The organism is Kosakonia sp. SOY2 (genome assembly GCF_027109175.1).
Taxonomy (GTDB): Bacteria; Pseudomonadota; Gammaproteobacteria; order Enterobacterales; family Enterobacteriaceae; genus Kosakonia.
The window spans coordinates 518,589-535,027 of the sequence record NZ_JAPVXH010000002.1 but is presented as its reverse complement, the minus strand read 5'-3'; the positions used below and the strand labels follow the sequence as shown (position 1 = coordinate 535,027).

Here is a 16,439-nt window from a genome sequence, read left to right as displayed (position 1 = left end):
TATTGCATTAAGGGCGCAAAGTCATCAGGAGGCGTTATGCACGAAATCACCCTCTGCCAGCGTGCGCTGGAAATTATCGAACAACAGGCGTCAGCAAACGGCGCGCGTCGGGTCACCGGCGTGTGGCTGAAAGTCGGCGCATTTTCTTGTGTAGAAACGGAAGCTTTAACGTTTTGTTTTGATCTGGTTTGCCGCGGCAGCCTGGCGGAAGGCTGTACACTGCACATCGAACAACAACAGGCGGAATGCTGGTGCGAGTCCTGCCAACAGTATGTGACGTTACTTACCCAGCGAGTGCGCCGCTGCCCGCAGTGCCACAGCGACCAGTTGCAGATTGTCGCCGATGACGGCATGCAAATTCAGCGACTGGAAATTGAGGAGTAAACAATGTGTACAACATGTGGTTGTCAGGACGGTAACCTTTATATCGAGGGTGACGAACATAACCCGCACTCAGCGTTTCGCGGTGCACCGTTCTCCCCAGCCGCTCGCCCGGCGCTGAAAATCACCGGTATCAAAACCGACGATTTTCGTCCCACGCAACTGGAACACGGCGACCTGCATTATGGTCACGGTGAAGCAGGTACCCACGCGCCAGGCATGAGCCAGCGCCGGATGGTGGAGGTGGAAATCGACGTGCTGGAGAAAAACAACCAAATCGCCGCCCGCAACCGCGCCCGTTTCGCCGCTTCGCAACACCTGGTGCTCAACCTGGTCTCCAGCCCCGGTTCCGGCAAAACCACCCTCCTTACCGAAACCCTTAAACGCCTGAAAGCGCGCGTCCCTTGCGCGGTGATTGAGGGCGATCAGCAAACCGTTAACGATGCCGCACGCATTCGCGCGACCGGCACGCCGGCGATTCAGGTTAACACCGGCAAGGGCTGCCATCTTGATGCGCAGATGATTGCCGACGCCGCACCGCGACTGGCGCTGGAAAATCGCGGCATTCTGTTTATCGAAAATGTCGGCAACCTGGTGTGCCCGGCGGGTTTCGATCTTGGCGAGCGTCATAAAGTGGCGGTGCTGTCGGTGACAGAAGGCGAAGACAAGCCGCTGAAATACCCGCATATGTTCGCCGCTGCCTCACTGATGCTGCTCAATAAAGTGGATTTGCTGCCCTACCTCGATTTTAACGTCGAGCAGTGCATCGCTTATGCCCGTGAAGTGAACCCGACCATTGAAATCATGCTGATTTCTGCCACCAAAGGCGATGGGATGGACGCCTGGCTTGACTGGCTGGAGACGCAACGATGTGTATAGGCGTACCGGGGCAAATTTGCGCCATTGATGGCCTGCAAGCCAAAGTGGATGTCAGCGGCATTCAGCGTGATGTCGATTTAACGCTGGTCGGCAGCATGGACGAAAATGGCCAGTCACGCCTCGGCCAGTGGGTACTGGTGCATGTCGGCTTCGCGATGAGCGTGATTAACGAAGAAGAGGCGCTGGATACGCTGGCGGCGCTGCAAAACATGTTCGATGTCGAACCCGATGTCGGCGCGCTGCTTTACGGCGAGGAGAAATAATGCGTTTTGTCGATGAATATCGCGCCCCGGAACAGGTGATGCAACTGATTGATCACCTGCGTGAACGGGCAGCGCACCTCTCTTACACCGCCGCGCGTCCGCTGCGCATTATGGAAGTGTGCGGCGGGCACACACACGCTATTTTCAAGTTCGGTCTCGACCAGCTACTGCCGGAAAACATTGAGTTTATTCACGGTCCCGGCTGCCCGGTCTGCGTGTTGCCGATGGGGCGAATTGATACCTGCGTGGAGATCGCTCAACACCCGGAAGTGATTTTCTGCACCTTTGGCGACGCCATTCGCGTGCCGGGGAAAAACGGCTCGCTGCTGCAGGCAAAAGCGCGCGGCGCGGATGTGCGGATTGTCTATTCACCAATGGATGCGCTGGCGCTGGCGGAAAAAAATCCGCAGCGCAAGGTGGTGTTTTTCGGCCTCGGGTTTGAAACCACCATGCCCGCCACCGCCATTACATTGCAGCAGGCAAAAGCCCGTAACCTCGATAACTTCTGGTTTTTCTGCCAGCACATCACGCTGATTCCAACGTTGCGCAGCCTGCTGGAGCAGCCGGACAACGGCATCGACGCGTTTCTCGCGCCGGGTCATGTCAGTATGGTGATTGGCACCGACGCCTATACTTTCATCGCCGATACTTATCAGCGCCCGCTGGTGGTCGCCGGTTTTGAACCGCTCGATCTGTTGCAGGGCGTGGTGATGCTGGTTGAGCAAAAAATTGCCGCCCAGAGTAAGGTGGAAAACCAGTATCGCCGCGTGGTACCGGACGAAGGCAACCGGCTGGCGCAGGCCGCCATCGCCGAGGTGTTTACCGTACGCGGCAACAGTGAATGGCGCGGCCTGGGCATGATTGGCGAATCCGGCGTGCATCTGACGCCTGCATATCAGCGCTTTGACGCCGAAGCGCATTTTCGCCCGGCGGTACAGCAAGTGTATGACGATCCGCGCGCCCGCTGCGGTGACGTGCTGACCGGCCGCTGCAAACCGCACCAGTGCCCGCTGTTCGGTAACACTTGTAACCCGCAAAGCGCGTTCGGCGCGCTAATGGTTTCATCAGAAGGTGCCTGCGCGGCCTGGTATCAATATCGTGCTCAGGAGTGTGAAGCATGAATGAAGTGCAGATGGCGCACGGCAGCGGCGGCCAGGCGATGCAACAGCTTATCAGCCAGCTTTTTATGGAGGCGTTCGATAACCCCTGGCTTGCAGAGCAGGAAGATCAGGCGCGTATCAATCTGGCAGAGCTTACAGCAGGCGGCGATCGGATGGCGTTTTCCACCGACAGCTACGTTATCGATCCGCTGTTCTTTCCCGGCGGCAATATCGGCAAGCTGGCGGTATGCGGCACGGCAAATGATATTGCCGTTAGCGGCGCAACACCGCGCTTCCTCTCCTGCGGTTTTATCCTTGAAGAGGGGTTGCCAATAGCAACGCTGAAAACCCTTGTAGAGAGCATGGCCGACACCGCCCGCAGCGCCGGTATCGCTATTGTTACCGGCGATACCAAAGTGGTGCAGCGCGGCGCAGCCGATAAGGTATTTATCAATACCGCCGGCATTGGCGCTATCCCGGCGTCGGTTCACTGGGCAGCAAACTCCCTGCAACCCGGCGATGTGCTGCTGGCAAGCGGCACACTGGGCGATCACGGCGCAACCATCCTTAACCTGCGCGAAGGCTTAGGGCTGGATGGCGAGCTGACCAGCGATTGCGCGGTGCTGACGCCGTTGATTAGCCAACTGCGCGAGCTTCCCGGCGTAAAAGCGCTGCGCGACGCCACGCGCGGCGGCGTTAACGCCGTGGTACATGAGTTTGCTGCCGCCTGCGGTTACGGCATTGAGTTAAATGAACGAGATTTACCGGTAAAACCGGCGGTGCGCGGGGTTTGCGAACTGCTGGGGCTGGATGCATTAAATTTTGCCAACGAAGGCAAACTGGTGATTGCCGTACAGCGCGAAGCCGCAGAGCAGGCGCTGGCACAATTACGCGCTCACCCTTTAGGGCGCGACGCCGCAATAATTGGTGAAGTGGTCGAACGCAAAGGTGTACGTCTGACAGGCCTTTATGGAGTGAAGCGCCTGCTGGATTTGCCCCATGCCGAACCCTTGCCACGGATTTGTTAACCTTTTATTTTTATTAATTTTTTCACACCTTCTGCGTGTGTTCCTGGAAAAGCAAAATGTCGTATACACCGATGAGTGATCTCGGGCAACAAGGATTGTTTGATATAACGCGGATGTTATTACAGCAGCCCGATATGGCCGCGCTTTGTGAAACGTTAACCCGGTTAACCCGCCAGGCGGGTCTCGCCGACAACGCCGCGATTGTGCTGTGGCATGCCGACAGCCATCTCGCCAGCCGTTACGCCGTGCAAACACCCGACAACTGCGCCAGATATAACGACCAGGCGCTGCTGGCAGGCGGCCCGGTGCGGCATATTCTCTCTCACCCGCAGGCGCTGCGCTGCACCGCGCAACTCTTTAGCGAGACCTGGCCCGCCGTTGCCGAAAGCCGGATCTATCCGGCATTCGCGCATTACAGCTTGCTGCCGCTCGCCGCCGAAGGGCAGATTTTTGGCGGCTGCGAATTTTTTCGTACCAGCGACAGGCCATGGAGCGACAAAGAGACCGAGCGCCTGCATACGCTGACGCAGATCGTTGCTGTCGTTGCCGAGCAGTTGCAAAGCCGCGAGCACCCCACGCCGGACTACGAGCTTCTGTGCCAGGAGCGCGACGATTTTCGCATTCTGGTGGCCATCACCAACGCGGTGCTCTCCCGGCTGCATATGGATGAGCTGGTCAGTGAAGTGGCAAAAGAGATCCACTACTACTTCGGCATTGACGCCATTAGCCTGGTGCTGCGCGGCAGCCGCAAGGGCAAACTGACCATCTACTCGACGCATTATCTGGATGAAGCCGACCCCGCCCATGAAACGCAGGAAGTCGACGAACAGGGAACGCTGACCGAGCGGGTATTTAGCAGCAAAGAGATGCTGCTGATTAATCTGCATGAGCGTGACAAACTCGCCCCTTACGAGCGGATGCTGTTTGAAACCTGGGGTAATAAAATTCAGACCCTGTGCCTGCTGCCGCTGATGTCCGGCAAAAATCTGCTGGGCGTGCTGAAACTGGCGCAGTGCCAGAAAGAGGTGTTTACCCCGGCGAACCTGAAGCTGCTGCGCCAGATTGCCGAGCGTATCGCCATTGCCGTGGATAACGCGCTGGCCTACCAGGAGATCCACCGTCTGAAAGAGCGGCTGGTGGATGAAAACCTCGCCTTGACCGAACAACTCAATAATGTCGACAGCGAATTTGGCGAGATCATCGGGCGTAGCGATGCCATGTTCCGCGTGCTCAAGCAGGTTGAGATGGTGGCGCAGAGCAACAGCACGGTGCTGATCCTTGGCGAAACCGGCACCGGGAAAGAGCTTATCGCGCGCGCCATCCATAACCTGAGCGATCGCAACAGCCGCCGGATGGTGAAGATGAACTGCGCGGCAATGCCGGCCGGGCTGCTGGAAAGCGATCTGTTTGGCCACGAGCGCGGCGCGTTTACCGGCGCCAGCGCCCAGCGCATCGGGCGTTTTGAGCTGGCGGATAAAAGCTCGCTGTTTCTTGACGAAGTGGGCGATATGCCGCTTGAGCTGCAACCCAAGCTGCTGCGCGTGTTGCAGGAGCAGGAGTTTGAGCGCCTCGGCAGCAACAAGCTGATCCAGACCGATGTGCGGCTGATCGCCGCCACCAACCGCGATCTTAAACAGATGGTCGCCGACCGGGAATTTCGCAGCGATCTCTATTACCGCCTGAATGTCTTCCCGATCCACCTGCCGCCGCTGCGCGAGCGCCCGGAAGACATTCCGCTGCTGGTAAAAGCCTTCACCTTTAAAATCGCGCGCAAAATGGGGCGCAACATCGACAGCATCCCGGCGGAAACCTTGCGCGTGCTGAGTGCGATGGAGTGGCCGGGGAATGTGCGTGAACTGGAGAACGTGATCGAGCGTGCGGTGCTGCTCACGCGCGGCAACGTGCTGCAACTGTCGATGGCGGAAATCGCCGTGCCCTCCGTCGCGCCTGAAACGCCCGCCGAAGTGGCGCGCGAAGGGGAAGATGAGTATCAGCTGATCGTGCGCGTACTGCGGGAAACCAACGGCGTGGTGGCCGGGCCAAAAGGCGCGGCGCAGCGGCTGGGGCTCAAACGCACCACGCTGCTCTCCCGAATGAAACGATTAGGTATTGATAAAGAGGCGCTATAGCCGCAGACCCGACGGGCGTTTTCGCGCGTCGGGCGTTTCATTGCGCGTCAACAGCGCCGTAAAACCGCTAATCCGGCAAACGCGTAACCCACCTTCGTTCCCCACCTTTACCGAATACGCATCCTGCTTTTTTACCTTTACCCGCTATTTGCGCCGGTACTTCTCCGGCAGCTCCGGCACCGGGCGTTTATCATCAAGCAAATGGCGCACCGTCAGTACCGGGTGACGCCACAGCATACGCGGCCCCGCCCAGCGCATAATCTGTTTCATCTCTTCGCGTTTCGCAGGCTGGTAACAGTGCACCGGGCACTGCTTGCAGGCCGGTTTCTCTTCGCCGAACACGCATTTATCCAGCCGCTTTTCCGCATAAGCGTACAAATCCGCGTAGTGCGCCGCGCTGCTTACCGCATCCGGGCAGGCGCGCTGATAAAGGGCAATCATTTTGCGGATAGTCAGTTTTTCTCGCAGGATCCGGGGGCCAGCCATACACGTCACCAATAATTAAGATGCATAAATAATACAACTTAATGGAATCGCAAAAAACCACGCCCGCCGCGTTTTTATGTAAAGGTCAGACCTCAGGTGCCGATACCCGTCTATCGACGTGGAAATGATCATCGCCGGGGGAATGGTGCGTAAATTAATTGTTATTGTTTCGTTATTTTTATTGGCGGGATGTATCAGTAAAAATAACCCGTTTTTCCCGGAACAGCCTTTTTATTACCCGCCATTAATGACGGATGATGTCGCGAAAATTCGCTTAATCGGCGCAACGATGACCTACGCCATTTATCAAACGGATACCAGCGGGCAGAAAATTGGCGGCTGGGTACAAAAACACGATCGCTTTATTAATAAGGCTTATGGTCCAACCCAGGATATGGGTTTTCCAAAGTTGAAGAACAAAAAATACAGTGACGCTTTTTTTGAAACCACGCTGCTGCCCGATTTGCCGACAACCATTCACCATGAGGCTTACAAAGGGTGCAGCGTGGATATTCACTTCACGCCGAAAAAAGGGGCGTTGTATGAAGTGCATTATGACTATGGCACTGATACCTGCGTCATTTATGTCGCCCGGCTGAAATACAACCCGGCCTCTGCGGAATACGAAGAAATAAAGCCGTAAAAAACACGAAATTAAAACGTAAGGACACCGATGAAACAGTTAATTATGCCGCTGGCGCTACTCACGCTGGCAATAACCGGCAGCGCAAAGGCGCAAACGCTGACCGAAAGTTTACTGCGTTGCGACAGCAGCTTTTTCAGTGAACTCTACAAACAGCGAGCCACACTGGCGCACACTGCGCCAGTGGTGACAGATAAGCAGCATCACGCCTGGTTTGCCGCGCCGAAAGACGGCTCCGATACCGTCTGGTTTAGCAAGCCTCTGCGCATCAATCAGCTCACTATTTCTGGCTTTGACAGGTCGCAGGAGTCACTGGGCAAATTGGGTGATTATTACTTCTGGGGATGGGTGATCGAAGAGCCCATGTCTGCGGTGATAGCTGCGTTGCCTGACATTCACTGGCAAAAAGTCACGGACGGGTATTACGCCAATCCGCTGATCAAACGCGCCGGTGAGACCACATGGCGGGTCAACAAAACCGCCGTCAGCGGTATTGCTCCGGCCGCGGATAGCGTGGAAAAACTCGCAATGCTGGAAGTGAGTGAAGGCAAAACCTTTTTGCGCTGTTCGATTCAGGGCAAGGTCAGCAAGGACGAGTTACTGGCAGTGCGCCCGGATCTGCAAAGAGAGCAAAAATGAAAAAATCCCTGTTTCTTGGCTCAGCACTGCTGCTGATGTCCGGCTGCACCAGCCATCCGGGTGCCAGCGTTACGCAAGAGGAAACCCCGCCCAAGCGGGTCGTTAAGTTCGTGACACTCAGTAGCGGCGTCAGCTATCTGGATTTTCGTACCATTTCCCTTTACGACGGCAATCCCTATTTGCGTCGTATTGACGTGATTCATAACTACACCAAAGGCATGCCGGTGAAAAAGAATCCGCTGATGATGATCCGCAGCGAACGCCAAAGCCTGGTCGTGAACTGTGATACGCACCAGTTCACCCATGTGCATAAGACCTACTTTTCAGAACATTTTGCCACTGGCGACAAAATCGCCCGCATGAACACGCCAGGACAGTGGCAGGATTACCCGCCAACATCCTTGATCGGCCTGACGGCAGGCTTGCTGTGTAAGCTCCCGGAAGATCGCCTGGCCGCAGAGCCTGCACGCGATACGCAAACACCGCTGTTATACACGCTGATACAGAACGGCGCGTAGCCGCACACAATCGGGATACAGTGATCCCTTGCAATAGCGGGTGGATGGCGCAGGACGCCATCGCCCACTTTTTTGCAGGAGTGACTTATGTCATCGATTGAAAATCCGCAACGCCGCCTGCTGTTGCAGGCCACCGCCGCAAGCCTGGCCGCACTGGAACTGGGGCTCAGCGCCCTTCCCGCCCAGGCCAGCGCACCGCCCGCCGCCCTCACCACCACACCGCGCAACCTGACGCCGCTACCGCCCATTAAGCAGATTGACGCAGGCGTGCTGAATATCGGGTATATCGACACCGGGCCGGAAAACGGCGAACCGATGCTGCTACTGCACGGCTGGCCGTATGACATCTACAGCTTTGCCGATGTGATCCCGCGCCTTACCCGTGCCGGGTTTCGCGTGCTGGTGCCGTGGCTGCGCGGCTATGGCAGCACCACATTTTTATCAGCCGACACACCGCGCAACGGCCAGCAGGCGGCGCTCGCCGTCGATGCGATTGCCTTTCTTGACGCGCTCGACATTAAACAGGCGGTGATCGGCGGTTTTGACTGGGGCGCGCGTACCGCCAATATCCTTGCCGCGCTGTGGCCGCAGCGCTGCAAAGGGCTGGTCTCGGTAAGCGGATATCTGATTGGCAGGCAGCAGGCGAATAAAAAACCGCTGCCGCCCGCGGCGGAACTCGCCTGGTGGTATCAATTTTACTTTGCGACCGAGCGCGGAGAAGCAGGCTATCGCGAGCACACCGATGAGTTTGCGAAACTTATCTGGCGAACCGCCTCGCCGCAATGGCGCTTTAGCGAAGCGGAGTTTGCCCGCTCGGCGCAGGCATTGCACAACGCCGATCATGTCGCCATTACGCTGCATAACTATCGCTGGCGGTTGGGAATTGTCAGCAGCGAGCGCCGTTTCGACGCGCTGGAGCAGCAACTGGCCAAGGCACCGGTAATTACGGTGCCGACCATTACGCTTGAGGGCGACGCAAACGGCGCGCCGCATCCGGACCCTGCCAGCTACGCCGCCAAATTCAGCGGCCGCTACCAGCACCGTACCGCCACCGGCGGCATTGGTCATAACCTGCCGCAAGAAGCGCCCGCGTTTTTTGCGCAGGCGCTTATCGACATTGCACGGCATTAAACAGCACGCGCCTTCGGCTGAATCAGCGAAGGCGCTTTTCCCTCATGAATGGGCTTCGGCCAGCAGTTTCTGAATAAGTTGCTCCTGCTGTTGATACTCCCCTTCCCCAAAGTACATCTGCCGCAGTTGCCCTTTGGCATCAAAGTAGTAATGCGCAGGCCAGTACTGGTTCCCAAACGCATTCCAGATGGCGTAGTTATTGTCCACCGCCACCGGGAAGCGGATATTCTCTTTGCGTACCACGTTTTGCAGCGACTGAATGTTCTTCTCGAACGGGTATTCCGGGGTGTGAACACCAATCACCACCAACCCCTGGTCACGGTATTTTTCCGCCCACGCGTTGACATACGGTAGCGTGTGCTGGCAGTTAATACAGTCGAACGTCCAGAAATCCACCAGCACCACTTTGCCCTTCAGCGCCTGCGCAGTGAGCGGCGCGGAGTTAAGCCAGCTCACCGCCCCTTCCAGTGACGGCATGCTATTGCGCACCAGCGGCTCGCTGACCGGCTGCAGCGTGACGGCAGGTTGCGGTGATGTCCGCCAGCTCAGGAGTTGTTGTTCCAGCCGCGTTGTCCACGCCCCCGCCCCCTGCAACGCAGACGTCGCCCCGCTGCCAATCAGCACTACCGCGCCCAGCATGGCGACGCCCGCCCCCTGACGCAGCCGCTCGCTGAAGGGCAGACTGGCGCGCAGGCGGGAAAAAAACCGATCGCCACACAGCCAGAGCAGCGCCAGCATCGCCGCCGCGCCGCTGCCGTAAGCCGCCAGCACCAGCGCCGTCTGCCCGCTTGCGCCGTTAAGCATGGCGGTGCTCAGTACCGCGCCCAGGATCGGCCCGGCGCACGGCGCCCACAGTAGCCCGACGGATAACCCCGCCAGCAGCGCCGAAAGAACACCGCCCGTACGGCGGCTGCGGTTATCGAGCCGTTCACCGGCACGCACGGCAAAGTACATCACCGTGCTGGCAATGCGCGGCGAAATCAGCGCCAGCGCCATCACCGCCAGCAGACCGAGTGCCAGCCAGCGCCCCCAGGCGTTGGCCTGGATGATCCACTGCTGCGTGGCGCCCGCCAGCAGTGCCACCAGCGTAAACATCGCCACCATTCCCGCCAGCAGTGCGGCAAGATGACGTTTATCGCGGCCAAAACTTGCAAACAGTAGCGGAATAACCGGCAGCGTACAGGGGCTGAGCAGCGTCAAGCAGCCGCCTAAAAAAGCAATGATCACCATAACAAGCTCCTTGATTCGTTGAGGAAACAGGCGCATTACACCGCCGCGGTGTATCGCGGCAGTGTCGGTGATGGCGGGTTTTGTCAGCCGGTGTTGCAGGCCGGAGAGCAGATACGCAGAGATACAAACTTAGTGCGGCAATAGCACGCAGGCATCCAGCCCGCCCTGCGGGCGGTTGCTCAGGTGCAATTGCCCACCGAGTTGCGACACCAGTTGCCGGGCAATCGCCAGCCCCAGACCGGTGCCACCGGTGCCGCGATTACGCGAGGTTTCCAGCCGGTAGAAAGGCTCCAGCACCGCTGCCAGCGCCTCTTCAGGAATGCCGGGGCCGTTATCAAGCACATGGATCGCGAGCGGCGCATCTGGCGTAAGTACAATATCGATGTCTGCTTTGCCGGCGAATTTCAGCGCGTTATCCAGCAGATTGGTTAATATGCGCCGCAGCGCCTGCACATCAATGTGCAGCGTGAGATCCGGCGGGCAGCGCAGCAGCGTTACCCGCTTGCCAACGTCGACATAGTCACACACCAGGCTGTCGATAAACGGGTGCAGCGCCAGCCGCTGCGGTGCGAGCGACGGCGCATCCTGCGTGCGGGCATAAGCGATCCCTTCACGAACCAGCCGGGACATCTCATCCAGATCCGCCAGCAGTTTGTCGCGCAGCGCTTCGTCGGCCGCCATTTCGCTGCGCAACCGCATCCGGGTGATCGGCGTTTGCAGGTCGTGCGAAATCGCGGCGAGGATCTGCGCGCGCGAACTCAGGTGATGAGCAATACGCGCCTGCATGGCGTTAAAAGCGCGCACCGCGTGCTGCACCTCCGTTGGGCCGTTTTCGATCATCACCGGCGGGGGTTCGGGCGATGGGGTGAGCGCATCAAGCGCACGGGTAAAGCGGGTCAGCGGCTTCACAGCCAGGCGTACCGCCAGCCAGCAGCAGATAAGCAATAGCAGCAGTTGTGCGACCAGCACCGCAGGCAGCCAACGGGCGATAGGCGTTGGACGCGGGGTGATATCAATGGTCAGCGGCGCGCCATCATGCAGGCGCAAATGCGCCTGCAAATGTTCCTGCGGGCCTGGGACAGCATTGATTTTCAGGGCATATTGGCTGCCCAGCGCCTGTTCAAGCGAGCGTGCGGTATCTTTCGAACGCCAGTTGGTGGGGTAGCGCCCACTTTCACCTGCGCTCAGCAAGTAGCGATAGTTACCGCGATCGATACGCGCCAGCCATGCAGGGCGCTCGCTGGCGGGTAAACGGTCGAGGATCGCCACGCTGGTCGCCACATCGTATTCCAGATTGCCCAGCATTACCGAACGCGCGGTGGTGATGCGTTCATACAGCAGCAGGCTAAGGGTTAACGCGTTCGCCAGCAGCAATCCCACCAGCACAATCACCACTAAACGTGACAGCAGCGAACGCGGCCACAGCCTCATTCCCGCGCCTCTGTGATAACCACCGGCATTGAGAAAACGTAGCCCTCACTGCGCACGGTTTTGATGTAAGCCGGTTCACGCGCGTCGTCGTTCAGGCGCTGGCGCAGGCGGCTTACCAGCAGATCAATGGAGCGTTCGAAAAGCTCCGCGTCGCGCCCCTGCGTAAGGTTCAGAAGCTGGTCGCGGTTGAGTACGCGCTGCGGGTGATCGAGAAACACGCGCATCAGGCGATACTCCGCGCCGCTCAGCGCCACCACGGTCCCCTGCGCATCCACCAGATGACGCGCCGAGGTGTCAAGCTGCCAGTCGCCAAACGCCAGGCAACGTCCCGCTTCGGTGATTTGCAGGTTCGGCGGCAACATGCGCGTGCGGCGCAAAATGGCTTTGATACGCGCCAGCAGTTCGCGGGCAACAAAGGGTTTTACCAGGTAGTCATCCGCGCCCATCTCCAGACCGACAATGCGATCGGTCTCTTCGCTGCGCGCGGTCAGCATCAGCACCGGCACGTTTTTATGCGCGCTGCTGCGCAACTCGCGGCACAGCGTCAGCCCGTCCGTGCCTGGCATCATGATATCCAGCACAATCAAATCCACCAGCGTGGTTTCGAGTAACTGCCGCATCTGTTTGCCATTCGCGGCAACGCTTGCGCGCAGGCCGGAGCGGGTCAGGTAATCAGCAAGCAGCGTGCGAATTTCCCGGTCATCATCAACAACCAAAATGTGGTCAATATGTTCCATCCAAAAAGCCCTGGCGGCGGGTAACGGTAAAATGAGTGTATCCTGGTTACGCGCGACCCGGGCGTTGGCTTTGTATCACACTGTACAACGCTTAATAGACATCGCGCTGATAGCGATTTTCCCGCGCCAGGGTCGCCAGCCAGGCGTCCGCCGCGTCAGCGCTCATGTCGCCAAAGGTTTGTGCCACCTGCTTTAAAGTGTTTTCGACATCCTTCGCCATCTGGCTCGCATCGCCGCAAACATAAAAGTGTGCTCCGGCGGCTAACCAGCGCCACAGCGCTTCCCCCTGCTCCAGCATGCGGTGCTGAACGTAGATTTTCTGCGCCTGATCGCGGGAAAACGCGGTGGTGAAGCGCGACAACACGCCGTCGCGCTGCCAGGCCTCCAGCTCCTCACGGTAATAAAAATCCGTGGCCGCATGCTGCTCGCCAAAGAACAGCCAGTTATCGCCTCTCGCCCCCGTGGCCTGGCGCTCCTGCAGAAAACCGCGAAACGGCGCAATGCCGGTGCCTGCGCCGACCATAATCACCGCCGTGTTCGGATCGGCTGGCAAGCGAAAATGCGGCGAGGGCTGAATAAAGATCGCCACGCGCTCTGCGCGATCCGCCAGAAAGGTCGAACAGACGCCGCCGCGTTGCTTGCTGTCGCCATAACGCACGGTGGAGACCGTCAGTTCAACGCGCTGCGGGGAAACTTTCGGGCTGGAGGAGATGGAATAGAGTCGTGGCTGCAAGCGACGCAGCGCCGAAAGCCACTGTTCAGCCGCCAGATGTACCGGGAAACACTGCAACAGGTCGATAATCTGCCGCCCCCACAGCCACTGCGTAAGTTCGGTACTGTTTTCACTGGAGAGCAGGCTATGCAGCGTTTCGTTTTGCGCATGGTCAGCCACCAGGCGCAGCACCTCCGGGGTGATGCGCGTGATGTCAAAACAGTCACAGAGCGCAGCCTGCAGCGTCATCTCGCCCACGCCGCTAACCTGCACCCTGCTTTGCCCATCCAGCGCCAGCAGGTCGAGGATGTCGGCGACCCGCTGCGGGCAGTTGCGCGGCCAGACACCGAGCGCGTCGCCCGCTTCGTAGTGCAAGCCGCTGCCCTGCAGATCAAACGCGAACTGGCGGATCTCTTTTTCCGCCCCCGGCGCGCTCAGCAGTTGATTCGTGACCAGCGGCACGCTAACGGGATCGTGGCGGCTGAAACCAGGTTTTGCCGTGGGTTGCGCCGTGCTTTGCGGCGGTGCGCCGAGCCGCAGAATGTCAGTGTGGATCGCCGCCAGCCACTGCTGCGCCGCGTCAATATCGCCCGCATCGCACACCTGGCACGCCAGCAGCCGCTGTGCGCCAAGGGCGGCCAGCCGGGCATCGAGCTTGCGGCCAAAACCGCAAAACTGCGCGTAACTGGCATCGCCAAACGCCAGCACCGAAAACGCCGTCCCGCTCAGCGCAGGTGCGTTTTCGGCGCTCAACGCCGCCCATAACGCCGCGCCATTAGCGGGCGGATCGCCATCGCCAAAGGTGCTGGCGAGCAGTAACACGCGCGGCGCGGCGGCCATATCGTTCACACTGACGCTATCCATGGCGCGCAGTTTTACCGCCAGCCCGGCATGCAGCAGCTGTTCGGCGCAGCGGCGGGCAAACGCCTGCGCATTGCCGGTGGTGGAGGCCCACAGCACCAGCACTAACCCGCTGTCTTCATCCGTTGCGGGTGCAGCGGCGGGCGCGGGTTGCTGTTGGCTGCGCACCAGCGCGATGGCGCAGTGTTTCAGCTCGGGTTGCAGCGAAACCGGATCCAGCGCATCGCTGGTCAGGACGTTGATTGCCAGCTTGTCGCCAAACAGATCGTTCCAGTGAAAAGGCGCAAAGCTGTTGCCGGGTCGCACACGGTCAGTCACCACCGCAGGCAGCCGTGCCATACCGCGCCGCGAGCGGATATCCACCCAGTCCCCCTCGTTTATCGCCAGCCGTTGTGCGTCTGTGGGGGAGATTTCGATAAACGGTCCGGGGTTGAGCGTATTAAGCAGCGGGATTTTGCCGGTCTTGGTCAGCGTGTGCCACTGGTGCTGCACGCGCCCGGTGTTGAGCACCAGCGGGTAGTCGTCATCCGGCATTTCGGCAGGCGCGAGATCCGGGCGGGCAAAAAATTGCCCCTTGCCGCTGGCGGTAGCAAAACGCACGCGCCCGTTATCCTGCAAATAGCGAATGGGATGACGGGGTTCATCATCCTCCGGCGCGCACGGCCATTGCAACGGCGTCTGGCGCAGCCGCGCATAGCTCGCGCCGCGAATGTCGTAGCCGGTTGCCGGGTTGTGAGCGGCGCGGATTTCATCAAACACCGCGGCGGCGCTGGCGTAGCGAAAGCCCTCCGCGTAACCCATTTCACACGCCACACTGGCGATAATTTGCCAGTCGGCAAGCGCATCGCCCGGCGGAGATACCGCCTGCTGCATCAGCGTCATGGTGCGTTCGGAGTTGACCATCACTCCTTCGGCCTCCGCCCACAATGCACCCGGCAACAGGATATCGGCGTAGCGGTTGGTTTCGGTATCCAGAAACGCATCCTGCGCAATCACCAGTTCGGCGCGTTCCAGCCCGGCGATCACTTTTTCGCGGTTTGGCACGGTGGCGACCGGGTTGGTGCAGATTATCCAGCAGGCTTTGATCTCGCCTGCGCTCATCGCGTCAAACAGCGCGACCGTACCGCCGCCCACCTCGCCACGCAGCGTGCCGGCAGGACGTTGCCATAGCTGTTCGACGAACGCGCGATCTTCATCCACCAGCACCGATCGCTGACCCGGCAACCCGCCGCCCATATAACCCATTTCCCGCCCGCCCATCGCGTTCGGCTGGCCGGTAAGCGAAAACGGCCCGCTGCCGGGGCGGCAAATCGCGCCGGTCGCCAGGTGTAAATTACACAGCGCGTTGGTGCTCCAGGTGCCGTGCGTGCTCTGGTTTAGCCCCATCGTCCAGCAGCTCATCCATTCCCCCGCCTCGCCAATCCACTGCGCCGCCTGGCGAATGTCGGCTTCACGCAACCCGGTGCGCTCGGCCACCTGCTGCGGCGTATAGTCCAGCAGAAAATCCGGCATCGCCTGCCAGCCTTCGGTGTGCCGGGCGATAAAATCGTTATCCAGTTGGCCGTTTTGCACCAACAGTGCCAGCAAACCGTTCAGCAACGCGAGATCGGTGCCGGGTTTGATCTGCAAAAAGAGCGAGGCTTTCTCTGCCGTGGCAGTACGGCGAGGATCAACGACAATCAGTTTCGCCCCGGCATTGACGCGCTCCATCATGCGCAGAAACAGGATTGGGTGGCAGTCGGCCATGTTGGCGCCAATCACCAGGAACAGATCGGCGCGCTCGAAATCGTCATAAGAGCCAGGCGGCCCATCCGCGCCGAGCGAGAGCTTATAACCGCTGGCGGCGCTGGCCATGCACAAACGTGAGTTGGACTCGATGTTGTTGGTGCCAATAAACCCTTTCGCCAGCTTGTTCGCCAGATATTGCGCTTCTAAAGACATCTGGCCGGAAACATACAGCGCCAGCGCATCCGGGCCGTGCTTATCGATAATGCCACGCAGCCGCCGGGCGGTTTCGCGGATGGCGTCATCAATTGCCGTGCGCACCGGCTCATGCTGACGCGATGTGCGGAGATACGCGCTATCCAGCCGGCCAGTCGCCGTTATCGCCCCGGCACAGCTTTTACCTTTGGTGCACAACCGCCCCTGGTTGGTCGGGTGGGATTTATCGCCCACCACACTGATGATGCGCTGCTTTTCCACCTGCATCACCAGCCCGCAGCCCACCCCGCAGTAGGGGCATACGCTTTTGATCTGCTCCATTTCGCCCCC

At 59.3% G+C, this 16,439-nt stretch carries 15 protein-coding genes; 10 read left to right on the top strand and 5 right to left on the bottom strand.

Features of this window, described 5'->3' with window-relative positions; genetic code table 11:
* The first annotated feature begins 36 nt into the window (after positions 1–36).
* Genes hypA through flhA form a run of 6 tightly spaced genes read left to right on the top strand, consistent with a single transcriptional unit; the run spans position 37 to position 5,780 of the window.
* Positions 37–384, top strand: coding sequence for a hydrogenase maturation nickel metallochaperone HypA (gene hypA / locus O3S68_RS15450; RefSeq protein ID WP_045511032.1), 348 nt, complete (start codon positions 37–39; stop codon positions 382–384).
* Between the two features lie 3 nt (positions 385–387).
* Positions 388–1,260 carry a hydrogenase nickel incorporation protein HypB gene (hypB, locus tag O3S68_RS15445; RefSeq protein WP_020454970.1) on the top strand — a complete coding sequence of 291 codons (873 nt, stop codon included), beginning with the start codon at positions 388–390 and terminating at the stop codon, positions 1,258–1,260.
* The gene (locus O3S68_RS15440; protein WP_160268885.1) at positions 1,251–1,523 is read left to right on the top strand and encodes a HypC/HybG/HupF family hydrogenase formation chaperone; all 273 of its coding nucleotides are present in this window, start codon (positions 1,251–1,253) and stop codon (positions 1,521–1,523) included. The genes hypB and O3S68_RS15440 overlap by 10 nt, the downstream gene beginning before the upstream one ends.
* Positions 1,523–2,644: a hydrogenase formation protein HypD gene (gene hypD, locus O3S68_RS15435; protein WP_097407326.1), complete on the top strand. Its 1,122-nt coding sequence runs from the start codon at positions 1,523–1,525 to the stop codon at positions 2,642–2,644. Before O3S68_RS15440 ends, hypD begins: the two co-directional genes overlap by 1 nt.
* Positions 2,641–3,651, top strand: coding sequence for a hydrogenase expression/formation protein HypE (gene hypE, locus O3S68_RS15430; RefSeq protein WP_269231868.1), 1,011 nt, complete (start codon positions 2,641–2,643; stop codon positions 3,649–3,651). Before hypD ends, hypE begins: the two co-directional genes overlap by 4 nt.
* 56 nt (positions 3,652–3,707) lie before the next feature.
* Complete coding sequence (gene flhA / locus O3S68_RS15425) at positions 3,708–5,780, top strand: formate hydrogenlyase transcriptional activator FlhA (RefSeq protein ID WP_044489467.1); 2,073 nt, start codon at positions 3,708–3,710, stop codon at positions 5,778–5,780.
* A gap of 144 nt (positions 5,781–5,924) precedes the next feature.
* Here the strand turns inward: flhA and O3S68_RS15420 are convergent, their stop codons facing one another.
* A complete protein-coding gene (locus O3S68_RS15420) occupies positions 5,925–6,266 on the bottom strand; it encodes a nitrous oxide-stimulated promoter family protein (protein WP_044489469.1) in 342 nt (113 codons plus the stop codon).
* Positions 6,267–6,408: 142 nt separating this feature from the next.
* Between O3S68_RS15420 and O3S68_RS15415 the strand changes: the two genes are divergently transcribed.
* The 4 genes from O3S68_RS15415 to O3S68_RS15400 all read left to right on the top strand — a co-directional run bounded on the left by O3S68_RS15415 (position 6,409) and on the right by O3S68_RS15400 (position 9,197).
* The gene (locus O3S68_RS15415; protein ID WP_269231867.1) at positions 6,409–6,909 is read left to right on the top strand and encodes a hypothetical protein; all 501 of its coding nucleotides are present in this window, start codon (positions 6,409–6,411) and stop codon (positions 6,907–6,909) included.
* 30 nt (positions 6,910–6,939) lie between these two features.
* Entirely contained in the window at positions 6,940–7,548 is a 609-nt protein-coding gene (locus tag O3S68_RS15410) for a hypothetical protein (protein WP_269231866.1), read from the top strand.
* Positions 7,545–8,066 (top strand): surface-adhesin E family protein, encoded by a 522-nt coding sequence (locus O3S68_RS15405; RefSeq protein WP_269231865.1) that lies wholly within the window; start codon positions 7,545–7,547, stop codon positions 8,064–8,066. Before O3S68_RS15410 ends, O3S68_RS15405 begins: the two co-directional genes overlap by 4 nt.
* Before the next feature lie 87 nt (positions 8,067–8,153).
* Positions 8,154–9,197: an alpha/beta fold hydrolase gene (locus tag O3S68_RS15400; protein ID WP_269231864.1), complete on the top strand. Its 1,044-nt coding sequence runs from the start codon at positions 8,154–8,156 to the stop codon at positions 9,195–9,197.
* 42 nt (positions 9,198–9,239) lie between these two features.
* Here the strand turns inward: O3S68_RS15400 and O3S68_RS15395 are convergent, their stop codons facing one another.
* The 4 genes from O3S68_RS15395 to O3S68_RS15380 all read right to left on the bottom strand — a co-directional run bounded on the left by O3S68_RS15395 (position 9,240) and on the right by O3S68_RS15380 (position 16,430).
* A complete protein-coding gene (locus O3S68_RS15395) occupies positions 9,240–10,427 on the bottom strand; it encodes a cytochrome c biogenesis protein DipZ (RefSeq protein WP_269231863.1) in 1,188 nt (395 codons plus the stop codon).
* A 129-nt stretch (positions 10,428–10,556) separates the two neighbouring features.
* Positions 10,557–11,858, bottom strand: a complete 1,302-nt coding sequence (locus O3S68_RS15390; protein ID WP_269231862.1) for an ATP-binding protein — start codon at positions 11,856–11,858, stop codon at positions 10,557–10,559.
* Entirely contained in the window at positions 11,855–12,595 is a 741-nt protein-coding gene (locus O3S68_RS15385; protein ID WP_269231861.1) for a response regulator, read from the bottom strand. Before O3S68_RS15385 ends, O3S68_RS15390 begins: the two co-directional genes overlap by 4 nt.
* A 91-nt stretch (positions 12,596–12,686) precedes the next feature.
* A complete protein-coding gene (locus tag O3S68_RS15380; protein ID WP_269231860.1) occupies positions 12,687–16,430 on the bottom strand; it encodes a bifunctional nitrate reductase/sulfite reductase flavoprotein subunit alpha in 3,744 nt (1,247 codons plus the stop codon).
* Between the last annotated feature and the right edge of the window lie 9 nt (positions 16,431–16,439).